The following is a 15,660-nucleotide window of genomic DNA, read 5'->3' on the forward strand; positions in this document are numbered from 1 at the left end:
AGGTGACCGAAACACTGCCGCCGAAGGTCCAACAACCGCAGGTTGTCGTCACTGACGACGAGATCTTCGAGGCGCACGTAGGCGGCAAGCTGTCCGCTGGGCTGAAGGCACCGCTGGACACGCAGCGCGCGCTGTCGATCGCGTACACCCCAGGCGTGGCACAGGTCAGCCGCGCCATCGCCGCCGACTCCACCCTGGCGGCCCGCTACACCTGGGCCAACAGGCTGGTGGCGGTGGTCAGCGACGGCACCGCTGTGCTGGGCCTCGGCGACATCGGCCCGTCGGCCGCGCTGCCGGTGATGGAAGGCAAGTGCGCGCTGTTCAAGGAGTTCGGCGGACTGGACGCGATTCCGATCGTGCTCGACACCAAGGACCCCGACGAGATCGTCGAGACCTTGGTGCGGCTGCGGCCGTCGTTCGGGGCGGTGAACCTCGAGGACATCTCCGCGCCGCGCTGCTTCGAGATCGAGCGCCGCGTCATCGATGCGCTCGACTGCCCGGTCATGCACGACGATCAGCATGGCACCGCGATTGTCGTGCTGGCGGCGTTGATGGGCGCAGCCAAGACGCTCGACCGTGACATGGCCTCGCTGCGAGTGGTGGTCTCCGGTGTCGGCGCAGCCGGCGTTCCGTGCACCAATATCCTCATGGCCGCAGGCGTTTCGAACATCACCGTCGTGGATACCCGTGGCATCCTGCATCCCGGCCGTGACGGTCTGACGCCAGTCAAGGCCGAACTTGCGGGACGCACGAACCCCGACGGACTCACCGGTGGCATCGCCGAGGCGCTCGCGGGCGCCGACATGTTCCTCGGCGTCTCGGGAGGTGGGATCCCCGAGGAGATCGTTGCGACGATGGCGCCCGGCGGGATCGTGTTCGCGCTGTCGAACCCGGACCCTGAGATACATCCTGACGTGGCGGCGAGATACGCCTCGGTGGTCGCGACGGGCCGCAGCGATTTCCCGAACCAGATCAACAACGTGCTGGCGTTCCCTGGCGTGTTCCGCGGCGCGTTGGACGCGGGCGCCCGGCGGATCACCGAGCAGATGAAGGTGGCGGCCGCCGAGGCGATCTTCGCGGTGGCGTGCGATGATCTCGCGCCAGACCGGATCGTGCCAAGCCCACTGGATCCGCGGGTCGGGCCGGAGGTCGCAGCGGCGGTGGCCGCGGCGGCCGCGCAGGCCTGATCGACCCGATGCGTCTGCTGGCGGTGGCGCTGCTGGCGCTGGTCCTCGTCGGCTGCGGGGGACCGGCGGGACCGCCGTCGATCGCGGTGGGCGCCACATCAGACCCTGAATCGAAATTGGTGGCGCACCTGTATGCGGCGGCGTTGCGGTTCTACGGCAGCCCGGCACACGTGAAATCGGTGGCCGATCCGGTGGGAGAACTCGATTCCGGCGGTGTTCGGGTGGCACCAGGGTTCACAGGTCAGTTGCTGGCGAGGTTCGACCCTGACTCGACAGCGCGCGCGGCCGCGCAGGTGTACCGGGCCTTGTTGTCCGCGTTGCCGGAAGGCATTGCGGCGAGCGACTATACGACGTCGGCGGAAGACAAGCCCTCGATCGCGGTGACCGAGCGGACCGCTGATGCGTGGGGTGGACGTGACGTCACCGCGGTTGCCCGCAACTGCGCGAAGGTCACGGCTGGTGCTCTCGCGGGGGCGCCGTCACCGGGCAAGCTCGGCCCGTGCGCGCTGCCAAAACCCCGCGAATTCCCCGACCACACAGCGCTGTTCACGGCGCTGCGTGGCGGCCAGATCAATGTCGCATGGACCTCGGACGCGACCCCGAACACCCCATCGGAGCTGGTTGTGTTGGCGGACAAGACCGCACTCATTCCCGCCGAGAATCTCGTTGCGCTGTATCGACGTAACGAACTCGACGAGCAGCAGGTGTTGGCACTCAACGAGGTGGCCGGTGTGCTCGACACCGGGTCATTGGCCGACATGCGTCGACAGGTCGCGGAAGGCAAGGAACCGGGGCAGGTGGCCGGCGCGTGGCTGGACGCCCACCCGCTAGGCCGCTGACCCCATTTCGCCGAGCGTGCGTGTTTGCGCCCCGACACGCCGCACTGTGCGTGCATTGCCCGCACAGTCGTCAGCCTCGAGCGTGACGTCGCAGCCGTTCGCGGGCCTCGCCACGCTATTCGACACCGACGCCGACCAGATCACCGCCGAATGAGCGTGAACGGCTACTTGTTGGCGCCCTTACCGGTGTGCGTCACCCCGAGGGCGTCTCGACTGGCACGCGAATTGTTGGTGACGACTGCAGTCGATTCACCCGTCATCTGGTCAACCGGCTGGCTGACCTGAAACGGCGTGCCGGTGCCGTTGGCGGTTACCCTGCCGCAGGCGGTGTCGTACTGCGACGGCGCGCCGGCGGCGTTGTACGCCTGGTTACCCTTACCGCCGTTGGCGCTTGTGATGCCGGGTTCGTTGAAGATCGACCCCGGTGACGTCGCTGAGTTGCCGGGGTAGCTGGTGGCTCCCGACTTCCCGCACTCGAAGCCGTGGTCCGTAGCGGCGTATGCGGGCGCCGCGCCCACGACCGCGGCGGCGATCATGCCGCTCGCGCAAAGCAGTGTGTACCTCATGTTTGCCCCTCCGTTCTTGACGGAGCCATCGGATGTCCAAGGGCACGTGACTGAACCCCTCGTCGACCCCCCTTGTCCATCACGGTGTCGAAGGGCGTTTGGTTCAGCACCGCGGCAGGCAATTCGCTATTTGGACAACGAGATTGACGCTCCCGCCGATATCAGCGCGCTTCGGGCACGATCCGCGACATCACCCTCGAAAACAGACGTTGGTAGCCGGATCCGCTGATCCGCACGATCAGGTCGAGCACCGTCGCGTCGGGGCCGACGAGCACGCGGGCCTTGTTCTTGCGGACGCCGTCGAGAATGATCTGCGCCGCCTTCTCCGGGGTGGTGCTGGCGAGTTTCTTGTCGAATGTGTTGGTCAGCTTCGCCTTGTCGACGCTGTCGACAGCGGTCATGTTGCGCACGATGTTGGTCTTGATGCCGCCGGGATGCACGGTCGTCACCTTGACCGGATGCCCGGCCAGTTGCATCTCTTGGCGCAACGCCTCGGTGAAGCCGCGGACGGCAAACTTCGCGGCGTTGTAGGCGCCCTGCCCCGGCACCGCGAAGATGCCGAAGATACTGGAGACGTTGACGACGTGGCCGTCGCCCGATTCGATCAAGTGGGGGAGGAACATCTTGGTGCCGTTGACGACCCCCCAGAAGTCGACGTCCATCACCTTCTCGATGTCCTTGAACTGGCTCACCTCGATGTCGCCCGCGAACGCGATGCCCGCGTTGTTGTAGATCTGGTTCACCTTGCCGAAGTGGGCCTTGACCGCGTCGGCGTACAACTCGAACGCCTCGCGCTCGGTGACGTCGAGGCGGTCGGTCTTGACCTGGGCACCGATCGCCTTCAACCGCTCCTCGGTGGCGGCCAGGCCCTCGGTGTCGACGTCGCTGATCGCCACGCTGGCGCCCGAGCGGGCCAGCTCGACGGCCAGCGCCTGCCCGATGCCGGATCCGGCACCCGTCACCACCGCGACTTTCCCGGCGAAGCCCTGCATAACCACTCCCTCATGTCCGTTGACTCGGGTCGAGGTTAGTCGGTACCCGCGGTTCCGCTTAGGCCGGCCTCGCGGTGGCCGAGATCAGAGTTACGACACGCCGACCCCGCTTTCTGCGTACCGAAACCTCATTCCGGCGTCGTCAGGCCGGTCTGCACGGCGACGATCGCCGTTCGGGCGCTACATCTTTGGCTGTCAATGAGCTGTGAGGCAGGTCAAGATGTCAACCAGCGTTTCCCGCTGATTCGTTTCGCCGCACAGCGATCACCGGTCAACTGCGGCACCATCTCATAGTGCCCACACCAGGCGACATCCCAGACACCGGCATCCCCGCGGACATCGTCGCGCGCATGACGATCGCAGAACAGTATGAGTGGCATCAGGCTTACCTGCGCCGCCATCGGGTATCCCGGCGCAACTTCTTACGTGGATCGGCCGCCGTCGCGGCGGTTGCTGGTCTCGGCGCATCGCCGTTCGGTAGTCGCGCCTATGCGCAGGATGCGCCGCTGAGCGTGGCCAACCGACGGGTCGGCTACGGCGCAGACGCCGCCAGTCAACTGCGTCTGGCGGCCCAGTTATCCCGAAATCCCGGCAGAATCAAGGTTTTTCTCGATCACGGCCCGACGCCGGACCTGGGGGCGACGGTGCAGGCCGAGGTACGCAACCTCGTCACACAGATACCCGACGCCGGTGGCGGCGTGCTGTCAGCCGAACAGTTCTACGTCCACGCGCCGGTCGACGGCCTACCCGGCCGGACGTCGCTGTTTTATAAGTGGCGCACCGACGATGGTTTCGTCAGCGACGTCCTGTCGGCGGCCACGGCCATGCCCAATGCACGCGACGCGATGGGCCCGTTCCGGTTCACCATGATGGGGGACCAGGGCACCGATGACACCCCACCGCTTCCGCCCGGTCTTGGTGCTGGTGACTACGACGACAGCTACTACAAGCCCGACAACGATCCCACCGTTGCGCACGCCTCGAATGTGCTGAACCAGATCGTCGCGTCGCGTCCCGACTTCCACGTGCTGGCGGGCGATATCGCCTATGCCGACCCGTCGGGTGAGGGCAAGGCGCCCAAGTTCGTGCCATCAGGTGGTTCTGCGCCATCCGGTTTCGACAAGTTCAATCCGTTCGTCTGGGACGTGTATTTCGGATCAATCGAAGCGAGCGCGGCGACGACGCCGTGGATGTTCGCCACCGGCAATCACGACATGGAGGCCGCCTACCCGGTGCACGGCTACGGCGGCCATCTCGCACGGCTGTATTTTCCGGGCAACGGCCCCGCCAACTGCCCGTCGGTGTATTCGTTTGTCTACGGCAACGTCGCCGTGCTCTCGCTTGACGCCAACGACGTCAGCTATGAGATCACCGCGAACACCGGTTACTCGGGCGGCGCGCAAAACCGTTGGGTGGAGGCCACGTTGGCTGCGCACCGCGCCAACCCGAACGTCGACTTCATCGTCTGCTTCTTCCACCACTGCGCATACTCGACCACCGCGACGCACGCCAGCGACGGTGGAGTCCGAGCCGCCTGGTGCGAACTGTTCGACCGGTATCAGGTCGACTTGGTTCTTCAGGGCCACAACCACGTCTACGAACGCTCGGACCCGATCCGGGCAGGCAGGCCCACCTCGGCGGCCGGCGACAACTCGACCGTCTATCCCGAGACCGACGGCACCGTGTACTACACCGTGGGTTCGGCGGGGCGGCCGCGGTATCCGTTTCAGCCGGGTGAGGCGGACAGCTACCGCGGGCACGAGGCGGCGGACACCTTCGTAGCCAACAGCTACGTCTGGACCACCGACGGCGACAAGCGACAAGAAGCCGTCGGCTGGTCGAGGGTGCGGTTCGCGAACTACGCCTTCATCCGCGTCGACGTCCGCCCGGGCACGCTGATGAGCGAGATGGACGTGACGGCGGTCGACGAGTACGGCTTTGAATTCGACAAAGTCACGTTCCGCCGCCCAGTCCGCGCGTGACCGTTACCGCGCGAATGCCTCGTGCTGGCTGATGCTCCTCGGCATTCGCTTCACTTCGTTCATCCGAATGCCTCGTCGATGATTTCCTGCTGCTCGACTGCGTGCACCTTCGACGAACCCGACGACGGCGCCGACATCGCGCGACGCGAAATCCGTTTGATGCCTGACAACCTGTCCGAGCAGACTTCTGGAAGCGTCAGCCCGAACGTCGGCCACGCGCCCTGGTTGGCAGGCTCCTCCTGCACCCAGAAGTACTGCTCGACGTTCGGATACCGATCCAGCGTCTCCTTGAGCCGCCGCCGCGGCAACGGGGCAAGCTGCTCGATGCGCACGATCGCGACGTCGTCGCGGTTGTCCTTTGCCTTGCGGGCGACCAACTCGTAGTACAGCTTGCCGCTGGTCAGCAGCAGCCGCTTGACCGTGCTGCGGTCGCCGGTGCCCTCCTCGTAGGTGGGCTCCTCGAGCACCGAACGGAACTTGCCCTCGGTGAACTCCTTCAGATCGCTGACCGCAGCCTTGTTGCGCAGCATCGACTTTGGCGTCGCCACGATCAGCGGCCGGTGGATGCCGTCGAGACCGTGCCTGCGCAGCAGGTGGAAATAGTTCGCCGGTGTCGACGGCATCGCGATCGTCATCGAACCCTCGGCCCACAACAGCAGGAACCGCTCGATGCGGGCCGACGTGTGGTCCGGTCCCTGCCCCTCATGTCCGTGCGGGAGCAGCAGCACCACGTCGGAGAGCTGGCCCCACTTGGCCTCGCCGGAGCTGATGAACTCGTCGATGATCGACTGCGCGCCGTTGACGAAGTCGCCGAACTGGGCCTCCCACAACACAAGTGCGTCAGGGTTGCCCACCGAGTAGCCGTATTCGAAGCCCACCGCGGCGAACTCCGACAGCGCGGAGTCGTACACCATGAACTTGCCACCGGTGGGCGTGCCGTCGCTGTTGGTGGTCAGCAGCTGCAGCGGCGTGAACTCGCGTCCGGTCTTGCGGTCGATGATCACCGAATGCCGCTGGGTGAACGTGCCGCGGCGGGTGTCCTGCCCCGACAGACGAATCGTCTTGCCCTCGGCCAAGAACGAGCCGAGCGCCAGCAACTCGGCGAACGCCCAGTCGACCTTGCCTTCGTACGCCATCTCGCGGCGCTTCTCCAGCACCGGTTTGACGCGCGGATGCACGTTGAAGTCGTCGGGGTACGCCAGGTGCGCATCACCGATGCGGGCCAGCAGCGACTTCTCCACCGCGGTGGTCATCCCGGCCGGCACCATCTGGTCGGACTCCACCGAGGAACTCGGCGCGATCGGATGTTTCTCCAGATCGCGGACCTCGTTGAACACCCGCTCGAGCTGGCCCTGGTAGTCGCGCAGCGCGTCCTCGGCTTCTTTCATCGAGATGTCGCCGCGGCCGATCAGGGCCTCGGTGTAGGTCTTTCGCGAGCCGCGCTTGGTGTCGATCACGTCGTACATGTACGGCTGCGTCATCGACGGGTCGTCGCCTTCGTTGTGCCCGCGGCGGCGGTAGCACAGCATGTCGATGACGACGTCCTTCTTGAACTGCTGACGGAAGTCCATCGCCAGCCGCGCCACCCAGACACACGCCTCCGGATCGTCGCCGTTGACGTGAAAGATCGGCGCCCCAATCATTTTCGCGACATCGGTGCAGTACTCCGACGACCGGGAGTCGTTCGGTGACGTGGTGAAGCCGATCTGGTTGTTCACGATGATGTGGATGGTGCCGCCGGTGCGGTAGCCGCGCAGCAGCGCAAGGTTCAGCGTCTCGGCCACCACGCCCTGGCCGGCGAACGCCGCGTCGCCGTGCAGCATCATCGGCACGACCGAGAAGCCGTCCGGGCCGTCACCCTTGTCCAGCAGGTCCTGTTTGGCGCGAACCAGGCCCTCCAGCACCGGGTCGACTGCCTCCAGGTGCGACGGGTTGGCGACCAGCGAGACCTGAATGTCGTTGTCGCCGAACATCTGGATGTAGTTACCGGTGGCGCCGAGGTGGTATTTGACGTCACCCGAGCCGTGCGCCTGCGACGGGTTCAGGTTGCCCTCGAACTCACTGAAGATCTGCGAGTAGGGCTTGCCGACGATGTTGGCCAGCACGTTCAGCCGACCGCGGTGTGGCATTCCGATCACGACCTCGTCGAGCGCATGCTCGGCGGCCTGATCGATCGCCGCGTCCATCATCGGGATGACGGTCTCCGCGCCTTCCAACGAGAACCGTTTCTGCCCAACATATTTGGTCTGCAGGAACGTCTCGAACGCCTCGGCGGCATTCAGCTTCGACAGGATGTACTTCTGCTGCGCGACGGTCGGCTTGTCATGCTTGACCTCGATGCGCTCCTGCAGCCACTTCTGCTGCTCAGGCTCCAGAATGTGCGTGTACTCGACGCCGACGTGGCGGCAATACGCGTCGCGCAACAGCCCGAGAACGTCGCGCAACTTCTTGTATTCCTTGCCCGCGAAGCCGTCGACCTTGAACTCTCGGTCCAGGTCCCACAGCGTCAGGCCGTGGGTGGCCACATCGAGGTCGGGGTGGCTGCGGAACCGGGACTTGTCCAGCCGCAGCGGGTCGATGTCGGCCATCAGGTGGCCGCGGTTGCGGTAGGCGGCGATCAACTCGATGACGCGCGCGTTCTTGTCGACGATCGAGTCGGGGTTGTCCGTGCGCCAACGCACCGGCTCGTACGGGATGCCGAGTTCGCGGAAGATCTCGTCGAAGAAGTCGTCGGACAGCAGCAGTTCATGGATGGTGCGCAGGAAGTCGCCCGACTCCGCGCCCTGGATGATGCGGTGGTCGTAGGTCGACGTGAACGTGACCAGCTTGCCCACCCCGAGTTCGGCGATGCGCTCCTCGCTGGCGCCCTGGAACTCGGCCGGGTACTCCATCGCGCCGACGCCGATGATCGCGCCCTGGCCGCGCATCAGTCGCGGCACCGAGTGCACCGTCCCAATGGTTCCGGGGTTGGTCAGCGAGATCGTGACGCCGGAAAAGTCTTCGGCCGTCAGCTTCCCGTCGCGGGCCCGCCGGACGATGTCCTCATAGCCGGCGATGAACTGGCCGAATTGCATTGTCTCGCAGCCTTTGATGGCGGCGACGACAAGTTGGCGGTTGCCGTCCTTGCCCTGCAGGTCGATCGCGAGCCCGAGGTTGACGTGTTCGGGGGTCACCGCGTTCGGCTTGCCGTCCACCTCGGCGAAGTGGCGGTTCATGTTCGGGAACTTCTTCACCGCCTGCACCAGCGCATAGCCGATCAGGTGGGTGAAGGAGATCTTGCCGCCGCGGGTGCGCTTGAGGTGGTTGTTGATGACGATCCGGTTGTCGATCATCAACTTGGCCGGGATGGCCCGCACGCTCGTCGCGGTCGGCACCTCCAACGACGCCGACATGTTCTTCACCACGGCGGCCGCCGCGCCGCGCAGCACCTGCGTCTGGTCGCCGTCGGCGGGCGCAGGCGCCGGGGCCTTGGGTTTCGGCGCGGGCTTGGCGGGTTCCGGCGCCTTGGCGGGCGCAGCGGCCACGCCGTTGCCCTTGTCGACCTTGGGCGGAGGCGCGGGCGCCGGTTCCGGCGGCGCGACGGGCGCGGCGGCGGCCGTCTGGGCCGGTTGGCCGTTGCCCTTCGGGGCTTGCGGTTCAGTGGTTGGCTCGGGCGAGTAGTCGACTAAGAATTCATGCCAACTCGGGTCTACCGACGAGGGATCCTCGCGAAATTTGCGATACATCTCCTCGACCAACCACTCGTTCTGTCCGAATGGTGATGGTGAGTTCACGGCAGCTACTCGCCTCGATTCCTTCGCTTCAGGCAAGCGGTTCACGCTCGCCACCCATATTCCTGCGGATCACGGGGGTTACCCGTGTTATCGCCGCCTAAAGGCTAACGCTTCCCGATTATCCCAAGCAGGCCAAACCGCGTGAACGGCAGTTATCCTCATCGCTCGTTCGGGGCGGGGAGCACGTGCAGCGCGGACGGCCATCGCGGCGGCGCGTTGCCGAACGCCCTATGGGCGTTGGCGATGATCTTCTTGGCCATCAACCGGTTTCCTACGCCGCCGACCATCGCGCCAATGCCGACTGGCAACAACTTGCCGAAGGCCATCGCACCGCGTTTGAGGGTGTAGCGCTTGACGAAGTACCGGAGTAGCCGCGAATTGAGTTGGGACACCGCCGGTAGCGGCAACGTCGCCGCACCCTCGGACAACCAGGCGCCGCTGGTGCGGCCCGGACCGAGCAAATCGGTGACCGCCTGCTTGCTCTCGTCGCCGACGAGAACGGCGAGCACCAAAGCGCGGCGGCGTTCACGGTGGTCGGCCGAAATCCCGTACACCTCCGCCAGCGCGAGTACGTAGACAGCGGTGGCCTCGAGGAACACCACCGTCTCGCCTGCCACCGCGGACAGCGCCGCAAGGGTGCCGATGCCCGGGAATGCGGCCGCGGAGCCTACGGCCGCGCCGCTGGCCATCACCGCGGCGGTGTAATGCTTCTCGAGCTTCGTGGCCACCTCGGCGGGCGAGGCAGCAGGATTTTGCTGGCGCAACCGGTCGACATAGGCCTTGACGGCAGGCGCCTGGACCCTGGAGCCGCGCTCGATGATCTGGGAGAGCACCTTGGCTGCCGCGCCGGGGTTCTCGTCCGCGCCGTCCCTGACAGCCGGCAGCTGGCTCTTGGCTTTCGACCGAGCACTCATGTCGGCTCCCCCTTGGTTCCGAAGCGGCTGCTTTCAGGCTAACGCTTGGTCAACGAACGGGAGTCGTGGTGAGTGCCTCAACGATGATGCGACGAGCCCCCGCGCCGCAGCTGCGGCGCGGGGGCTCACCGTAGGAATCAGACGCGCGGGTCGGTGCCGCGACCCGTCGCCGTGCCCGTGACAACCCGGCGGTCGGCGTCGTTTCGACGCTTCAGGCCCAACAGGCCAAGCAGGCCAAGCAGTCCCGCGAGGCCCCACAGGCCGTTGTCGCCGCTGTCATCGTTGGCCTCGTCGGCTGCAAGGGTGCTCGTCGACGTGACCGCTGGACCGCTCTGCAGAGCAGGCGTCGGTGTGGCGTTCGCCACTCCGGCTCCCGCTAGAGACACGGCACCGGCAGCGATGAGCGCAGCGAGTGTGTTTCGCATTTCGATCTCCTTGATCTAGGGGCGTGAAAGCCCCGAAGGCGCGAACCAACGGGCTGTAGCTCGCTTATCTGCGGCAAGGAAAGAATTCCCCATGCCACGCCTCCAGATACCCGGCCGCGATCCAGGTAAACTTCTTTGACTTGCTAACTACTCGCCCTCGCGCCGACCGCCTCGTCGGCGTTCACGGGGAACAAACTATTGAGAAGCGGCGCTAACCAATCTCATGGCAACATCGACCGACGTGAACGTGACCAGCACACAGCCCACGCCGAGTCGCACCAGGATGATCGTCGTCCTGGGTGCCCTCGTCGCGCTTGGCCCGTTGACCATCGACATGTATCTGCCTGCGCTGCCCAAGATCGCCGACGACCTGTCGGTGTCGTCGTCCGTCGCCCAGCTCACGCTGACTGGGACGCTCGCCGGCTTGGCCCTCGGCCAGCTGATCGTGGGGCCGCTGTCGGACTCGCTCGGCCGCCGCAAACCGATGATGGCCGGCATCGTGCTGCACATGCTGGCGTCGTTGCTGTGCCTGTTCGCGCCCAACATCGCCGTGCTCGGCGTGGCGCGCGGCCTGCAAGGCGTCGGCGCCGCCGCGGCCATGGTGGTCGCCATCGCGGTGGTCGGTGATCTGTACGCCGATTCGGTCGCCGCGACGGTGATGTCCCGGTTGATGCTGGTGCTCGGGGTCGCGCCGGTGATCGCCCCGTCGCTTGGCGCGGCGGTACTGCTGACCGCGTCGTGGCACTGGGTCTTCGCGGTGCTCGTCGTGCTCGCGGGTGGGCTTCTGCTGCTGGCGGCGCTCTCGCTGCCGGAAACCCTGCCCGTATCGCATCGGCGCCTGTTGAAGGTCCGCGCCATCGCGGCCACCTATGTCGAAGTGCTGCGCGACGCCAGGTTCGTCATCTTGGTGCTTGTCGCCGCTCTCGGCATGTCCGGGCTGTTCGCGTACATCGCGGGCGCACCGTTTGTGCTGCAGGGCCACTACGGCCTCGACCAGCAGGCGTTCGCGCTGGTGTTCGGCGCCGGCGCGGTCGCGCTGATCGGCGCGACCCAGTTCAACGTGGTGCTGCTGCGGCGGTTCGCGCCGCAGACCATCGCGTTGTGGGCGTTGGCGGCGGCCGTGGTGGCCGGCGTGGTCCTCGTCGGATTGGCGTACGGCCGCGTCGGCGGGCTCGCCGGTTTCGTGGTGCCGGTGTGGGCGGTACTCGCCGCCATGGGCCTCGTGCTCCCCAACGCCCCCGCGGTGGCGTTGTCGCGGCACCCCGACGCGGCAGGCACCGCGGCCGCTTTGCTGGGCGCGGCTCAGTTCGGCATCGGCGCAGCGGTGGCGCCGTTGGTCGGCGTCCTTGGCAACAACGAGATCGCGTTAGCCTTGGTGATGACGGCCGGCATGGTGATCGCATTGCTGGCGTTGTTGGCGGTCGGCGTGCCTGCCGCTGAACCCAAGGACGACGTCACCGGCGACGCCGTCGCCGAACCAGCCTGACGTTCGTCAGTGGTTGACCCCGGACTTGTCCGGGCATGACCAGGTACGTACCGTCGGCTGAATCCGTCTTTATCTAGTCGACCCGAGATGTACCCAACGCTGACCAACCGGCAAGAAGGCCGCGCTCGAGGGGGGGCGCGGCTAGCAGCCGACGGCGGAAAACAACGACCGCCCGCCGTGGAAAATCCGTGGAACGCCTTGTGGGCCATGCTCGTCGGCTTCTTCATGATCCTGGTGGACGCGACCATCGTCGCGGTCGCCAACCCGTCGATCATGGACAAACTCGGTGCAAGCTACGACTCGGTCATCTGGGTCACGAGCGCCTACCTGCTGGCGTATGCGGTACCGCTGCTGGTAGCCGGCCGCCTTGGCGACCGGTTCGGGCCGAAGAATCTCTACCTCATCGGCTTGGCGACGTTCACCGCCGCATCGTTGTGGTGTGGCCTCGCCGGCAGCATCGGCATGTTGGTCGCGGCCCGCGTGGTCCAGGGCGTCGGCGCGGCGTTGCTCACGCCGCAGACTTTGTCGACCATCACCCGAATCTTCCCTGCCGAGCGCCGCGGGGTGGCGATGAGCGTGTGGGGGGCGACGGCCGGGGTGGCCACGCTGGTCGGCCCGCTGGCGGGTGGAGTGCTGGTCGACTACCTCGGCTGGCAGTGGATCTTCTTCGTCAACGTGCCGGTCGGCATCATCGGGCTGGGGTTGGCGCTCTGGCTGATCCCGGCGCTGCCCACCTCGACGCACACATTCGATCTGCTCGGCGTCGTGCTCTCCGGCATCGGCATGTTCCTGATCGTGTTCGCTCTGCAGGAGGGCCAGGCGCACGACTGGGCGCCATGGATCTGGGGCACCATCGCCGGTGGCATCGGCTTCATCGCCGCATTCCTCATTTGGCAGTACGTCAACACCGGCGAGCCGCTGATACCGCTGGTCATCTTTCGGGACAGGGATTTCTCACTGTCCAACGTCGGGGTCGCGACCATCGGCTTCGTCATGACGGGCACGTTCTTGCCGTTGATGTTCTACGCCCAAGCGGTGTGCGATCTTTCGCCGACGCGGTCGGCGCTGCTGACGGCGCCGATGGCGGTCACGACCGGTGTGCTCGCGCCGTTCGTCGGCAAGATCGTCGACCGATCGCATCCGCGCCCGGTGATCGGTTTCGGGTTCTCCGTGCTGGCGATCGCGATGACCTGGCTGTCGATCGAGATGACGCCGAGCACGCCGATCTGGCGGCTGGCGCTGCCGATCACGGCGATGGGCGTCGGCTCGGCGTTCATCTGGGCCCCGCTGGCGGCGACGGCCACCCGCAATCTGCCGTCCAAGCTGGCGGGCGCCGGTTCCGGTGTCTACAACACCACCCGGCAGGTCGGCTCGGTGCTGGGCAGCGCGGGCATGGCGGCGTTCATGACGTCGCGGATCAACGCCGAGATGCCGCCGCTGCCAGGGCAGGCGGCGCAGGCTGACGGCTCGGCGATCGAGCTGCCCACGTGGCTGAACGAACCGTTCGCCGCGGCGATGTCGCAGTCGATGCTGTTGCCTGCGTTCTTCGCATTGTTCGGTGTCGTCGCCGCGATGTTCCTGCTCGGCTTCGGTGATCCGGCCCGGCTGGTCGATGACGGCGATCTCGAGGATCTCGAGGACGCCGACCACGCGGTCGAATACGGGGGCGAGGACTTCACCGACGACGACGACTACGTCGAATACGAAGTGCGATGGGACGACGGCGCCGACAACGCGGTGCACGTCGACGAGACCATCACCGAACCCATGAGGTCGCGCGCCGACCACCTGTTGCACGCGCCCGCCGAGGCCTGGCACTCCGCCCCCGTCGAGTCGTGGCAGTCGCTGCGTGAGGACGAGGCGGAGCCCGCCGCAGGGCCGCAGCGCGAGGCGTGGCAGGACATGGTCGACGAGTGGCTCAGCGACCTTCCGCCCGCCAAACCCAAGAGCGAGCGCATCGGCTTTGCGCACAACGGCTTTCACGTCGACGACGAGGAACGGTTCCGGCCGCTGCCTCCGTCTTCGCAGGAGCCGCCCCGGGCGTCACGTCACTACCGTCCCGAGAGCCAACCACAGAAGCGGCCGTTCTGGTTCGAGTCCAACGGCAAGCACTCCGGCGACGACCCCGACGACGCGCCGCGCTACGGCAGGCACTCGGCGCCGGGCCGCGACTAGTCGAACAGCACCGCCGGGTTCAGGTAACCGGTCGGGTCGAACGCGGCCTTGACCGCACGCATCGCCGCGATGTCGGCCTCGGTGCGCGACATCGACACATAGTCGCGCTTGCGGGTGCCGACGCCGTGCTCGGAGCTGACGTTGCCGCCGTACCGGGAGATCAACTGCATCATCGGCGGGTAGAGCGCGCGCTCGGCTTCAGCGCTGCACCGAACCACGTTAAGGTGCAGATTGCCCTCGCCGATGTGTCCGAACAGCACCGGAATGGCCTCGGCGGCATGCCTTCCGACCAGGTCAGCCGACTCCGCGGCGAACCCGGCTATCGCCGACAACGGAAGGGAGACATCGAATTTCAGCGGCGGACCGGATACGCCCAACACCTCGGCGACGGACTCGCGGACCTGCCACAGCCGTTGCTGCGCGCCGGCGTCCACACCGACCGCCGGCTCATCGGACATGCGTGCGTCGTCCAGCGCATCGGCCAACCGCTCGGTTTGGTCCGTGTCGCCTGCCAATTCGATCAGCAGTTGCCACGCGCCGTCGACGGGCGCCGCGGTCAGCGCGCTGGCGCGGGCGTCGATCAACTCAATAGCCGCGATGCCGTCCATGTCGCGAAACCGGCGCCCCGTCTCGACCAGCGCGTCGAGGTCGTCGAATCCGCAGACCGCGGTGACTCGTTGCGGTGGCGTCGGGTGCAGTCGCAGATCGAGCGCGGTGATCACGCCGAGCGTGCCCTCGGCGCCGACGAACAGCGACGCCAGGTCATACCCGGTGTTGTCCCGACGAACTCGGCTGCGCCGGTACACAATTGAGCCATCGGGCAGCGCGACGTCCAGGCCGATGACCTGTTCGCCCATGTTGCCGTAGCGCACTGTGCGCAGCCCGCCCGCGTTGGTCGACGCCATCCCGCCGACCGTCGCCGAGTCACGCGCCGCCAGGTCGACTCCGAACACCAGGCCGGCCGCCGAGGCCGCGCGCTGCACCTCGGCCAGTGTCGCGCCTGCACCCACGTGGACCCGCCGTTCGACGGTGTCGACCTCGTCGAGGTCGCGCAGCCTCTCGGTGGACAGCAACACGTCATCGTGCTCGGGCACCGTCCCGGCCACCAGCGACGTCCTGCCGCCCTGCACGGTGACATACGCGCCCGCGTCGCGGCAGGCGCGCAGCACCGCCGCCACCTCGTCGGCCGAACCCGGCCGCACCAATGCGCTCGCCTTGCCGCGATAGCGGCCGGTGTGGTCGACGCTGCGGCCGTCAAGCACATCGGGATCGGTGATGACGTGCGCTTGCCCGACGATCCCCGCCAGCGTTTCGGTCAGGC

General features: G+C 66.7%; 11 protein-coding genes. 5 read left to right on the top strand and 6 right to left on the bottom strand.

From position 1 onward, the window contains the following. The first annotated feature begins 2 nt into the window (after positions 1-2). Positions 3-1,187, top strand: a complete 1,185-nt coding sequence (locus ACGFK1_RS11065; protein WP_393428293.1) for an NADP-dependent malic enzyme — start codon at positions 3-5, stop codon at positions 1,185-1,187. Between the two features lie 8 nt (positions 1,188-1,195). Continuing rightward, positions 1,196-2,026, top strand: a complete 831-nt coding sequence (locus ACGFK1_RS11070; RefSeq protein ID WP_393428294.1) for a glycine betaine ABC transporter substrate-binding protein — start codon at positions 1,196-1,198, stop codon at positions 2,024-2,026. A 164-nt stretch (positions 2,027-2,190) separates the two neighbouring features. Here the strand turns inward: ACGFK1_RS11070 and ACGFK1_RS11075 are convergent, their stop codons facing one another. Next, positions 2,191-2,592 (bottom strand): hypothetical protein, encoded by a 402-nt coding sequence (locus tag ACGFK1_RS11075; RefSeq protein ID WP_393428295.1) that lies wholly within the window; start codon positions 2,590-2,592, stop codon positions 2,191-2,193. A 161-nt stretch (positions 2,593-2,753) separates the two neighbouring features. Next, positions 2,754-3,584 (bottom strand): SDR family NAD(P)-dependent oxidoreductase, encoded by an 831-nt coding sequence (locus tag ACGFK1_RS11080; protein ID WP_393428296.1) that lies wholly within the window; start codon positions 3,582-3,584, stop codon positions 2,754-2,756. Positions 3,585-3,934: 350 nt separating this feature from the next. Between ACGFK1_RS11080 and ACGFK1_RS11085 the strand changes: the two genes are divergently transcribed. Beyond that, on the top strand, positions 3,935-5,566 hold the full coding sequence (locus ACGFK1_RS11085; RefSeq protein WP_393428480.1) for a metallophosphoesterase: 1,632 nt from the start codon (positions 3,935-3,937) through the stop codon (positions 5,564-5,566). Positions 5,567-5,625: 59 nt separating this feature from the next. Here ACGFK1_RS11085 and ACGFK1_RS11090 read toward each other — a convergent pair whose 3' ends face one another. The 3 genes from ACGFK1_RS11090 to ACGFK1_RS11100 all read right to left on the bottom strand — a co-directional run bounded on the left by ACGFK1_RS11090 (position 5,626) and on the right by ACGFK1_RS11100 (position 10,678). Next, a complete protein-coding gene (locus tag ACGFK1_RS11090) occupies positions 5,626-9,339 on the bottom strand; it encodes a multifunctional oxoglutarate decarboxylase/oxoglutarate dehydrogenase thiamine pyrophosphate-binding subunit/dihydrolipoyllysine-residue succinyltransferase subunit (protein WP_393428297.1) in 3,714 nt (1,237 codons plus the stop codon). Positions 9,340-9,497: 158 nt separating this feature from the next. Then, positions 9,498-10,253, bottom strand: coding sequence for a hypothetical protein (locus tag ACGFK1_RS11095; RefSeq protein ID WP_393428298.1), 756 nt, complete (start codon positions 10,251-10,253; stop codon positions 9,498-9,500). A 137-nt stretch (positions 10,254-10,390) separates the two neighbouring features. After that, the gene (locus tag ACGFK1_RS11100; protein ID WP_393428299.1) at positions 10,391-10,678 is read right to left on the bottom strand and encodes a WGxxGxxG family protein; all 288 of its coding nucleotides are present in this window, start codon (positions 10,676-10,678) and stop codon (positions 10,391-10,393) included. A 223-nt stretch (positions 10,679-10,901) separates the two neighbouring features. Between ACGFK1_RS11100 and ACGFK1_RS11105 the strand changes: the two genes are divergently transcribed. Together ACGFK1_RS11105 and ACGFK1_RS11110 are read left to right on the top strand one after the other, a co-directional pair. Continuing rightward, a complete protein-coding gene (locus ACGFK1_RS11105; RefSeq protein WP_393428300.1) occupies positions 10,902-12,164 on the top strand; it encodes a multidrug effflux MFS transporter in 1,263 nt (420 codons plus the stop codon). Positions 12,165-12,251: 87 nt separating this feature from the next. Further along, on the top strand, positions 12,252-14,339 hold the full coding sequence (locus ACGFK1_RS11110; protein WP_393428301.1) for an MFS transporter: 2,088 nt from the start codon (positions 12,252-12,254) through the stop codon (positions 14,337-14,339). Here ACGFK1_RS11110 and ACGFK1_RS11115 read toward each other — a convergent pair. Next, positions 14,336-15,658, bottom strand: a complete 1,323-nt coding sequence (locus ACGFK1_RS11115; protein ID WP_393428482.1) for an FAD-binding oxidoreductase — start codon at positions 15,656-15,658, stop codon at positions 14,336-14,338. The two genes, ACGFK1_RS11110 and ACGFK1_RS11115, sit on opposite strands and share 4 nt — an antisense overlap. Between the last annotated feature and the right edge of the window lie 2 nt (positions 15,659-15,660).

Source organism: Mycobacterium sp. NPDC048908 (assembly GCF_043197955.1).
GTDB lineage: Bacteria > Actinomycetota > Actinomycetes > Mycobacteriales > Mycobacteriaceae > Mycobacterium.

Coding starts and splice junctions, on each gene's coding strand:
- ACGFK1_RS11070 (WP_393428294.1), top strand. CDS start 1,196: ATGCGTCTGCTGGCGGTGGCGCTGCTGGCGCTGGTCCTCGTCGGCTGC.
- ACGFK1_RS11075 (WP_393428295.1), bottom strand. CDS start 2,592: ATGAGGTACACACTGCTTTGCGCGAGCGGCATGATCGCCGCCGCGGTC.
- ACGFK1_RS11080 (WP_393428296.1), bottom strand. CDS start 3,584: ATGCAGGGCTTCGCCGGGAAAGTCGCGGTGGTGACGGGTGCCGGATCC.
- ACGFK1_RS11085 (WP_393428480.1), top strand. CDS start 3,935: ATGACGATCGCAGAACAGTATGAGTGGCATCAGGCTTACCTGCGCCGC.
- ACGFK1_RS11095 (WP_393428298.1), bottom strand. CDS start 10,253: ATGAGTGCTCGGTCGAAAGCCAAGAGCCAGCTGCCGGCTGTCAGGGAC.
- ACGFK1_RS11100 (WP_393428299.1), bottom strand. CDS start 10,678: ATGCGAAACACACTCGCTGCGCTCATCGCTGCCGGTGCCGTGTCTCTA.
- ACGFK1_RS11105 (WP_393428300.1), top strand. CDS start 10,902: ATGGCAACATCGACCGACGTGAACGTGACCAGCACACAGCCCACGCCG.
- ACGFK1_RS11110 (WP_393428301.1), top strand. CDS start 12,252: ATGTACCCAACGCTGACCAACCGGCAAGAAGGCCGCGCTCGAGGGGGG.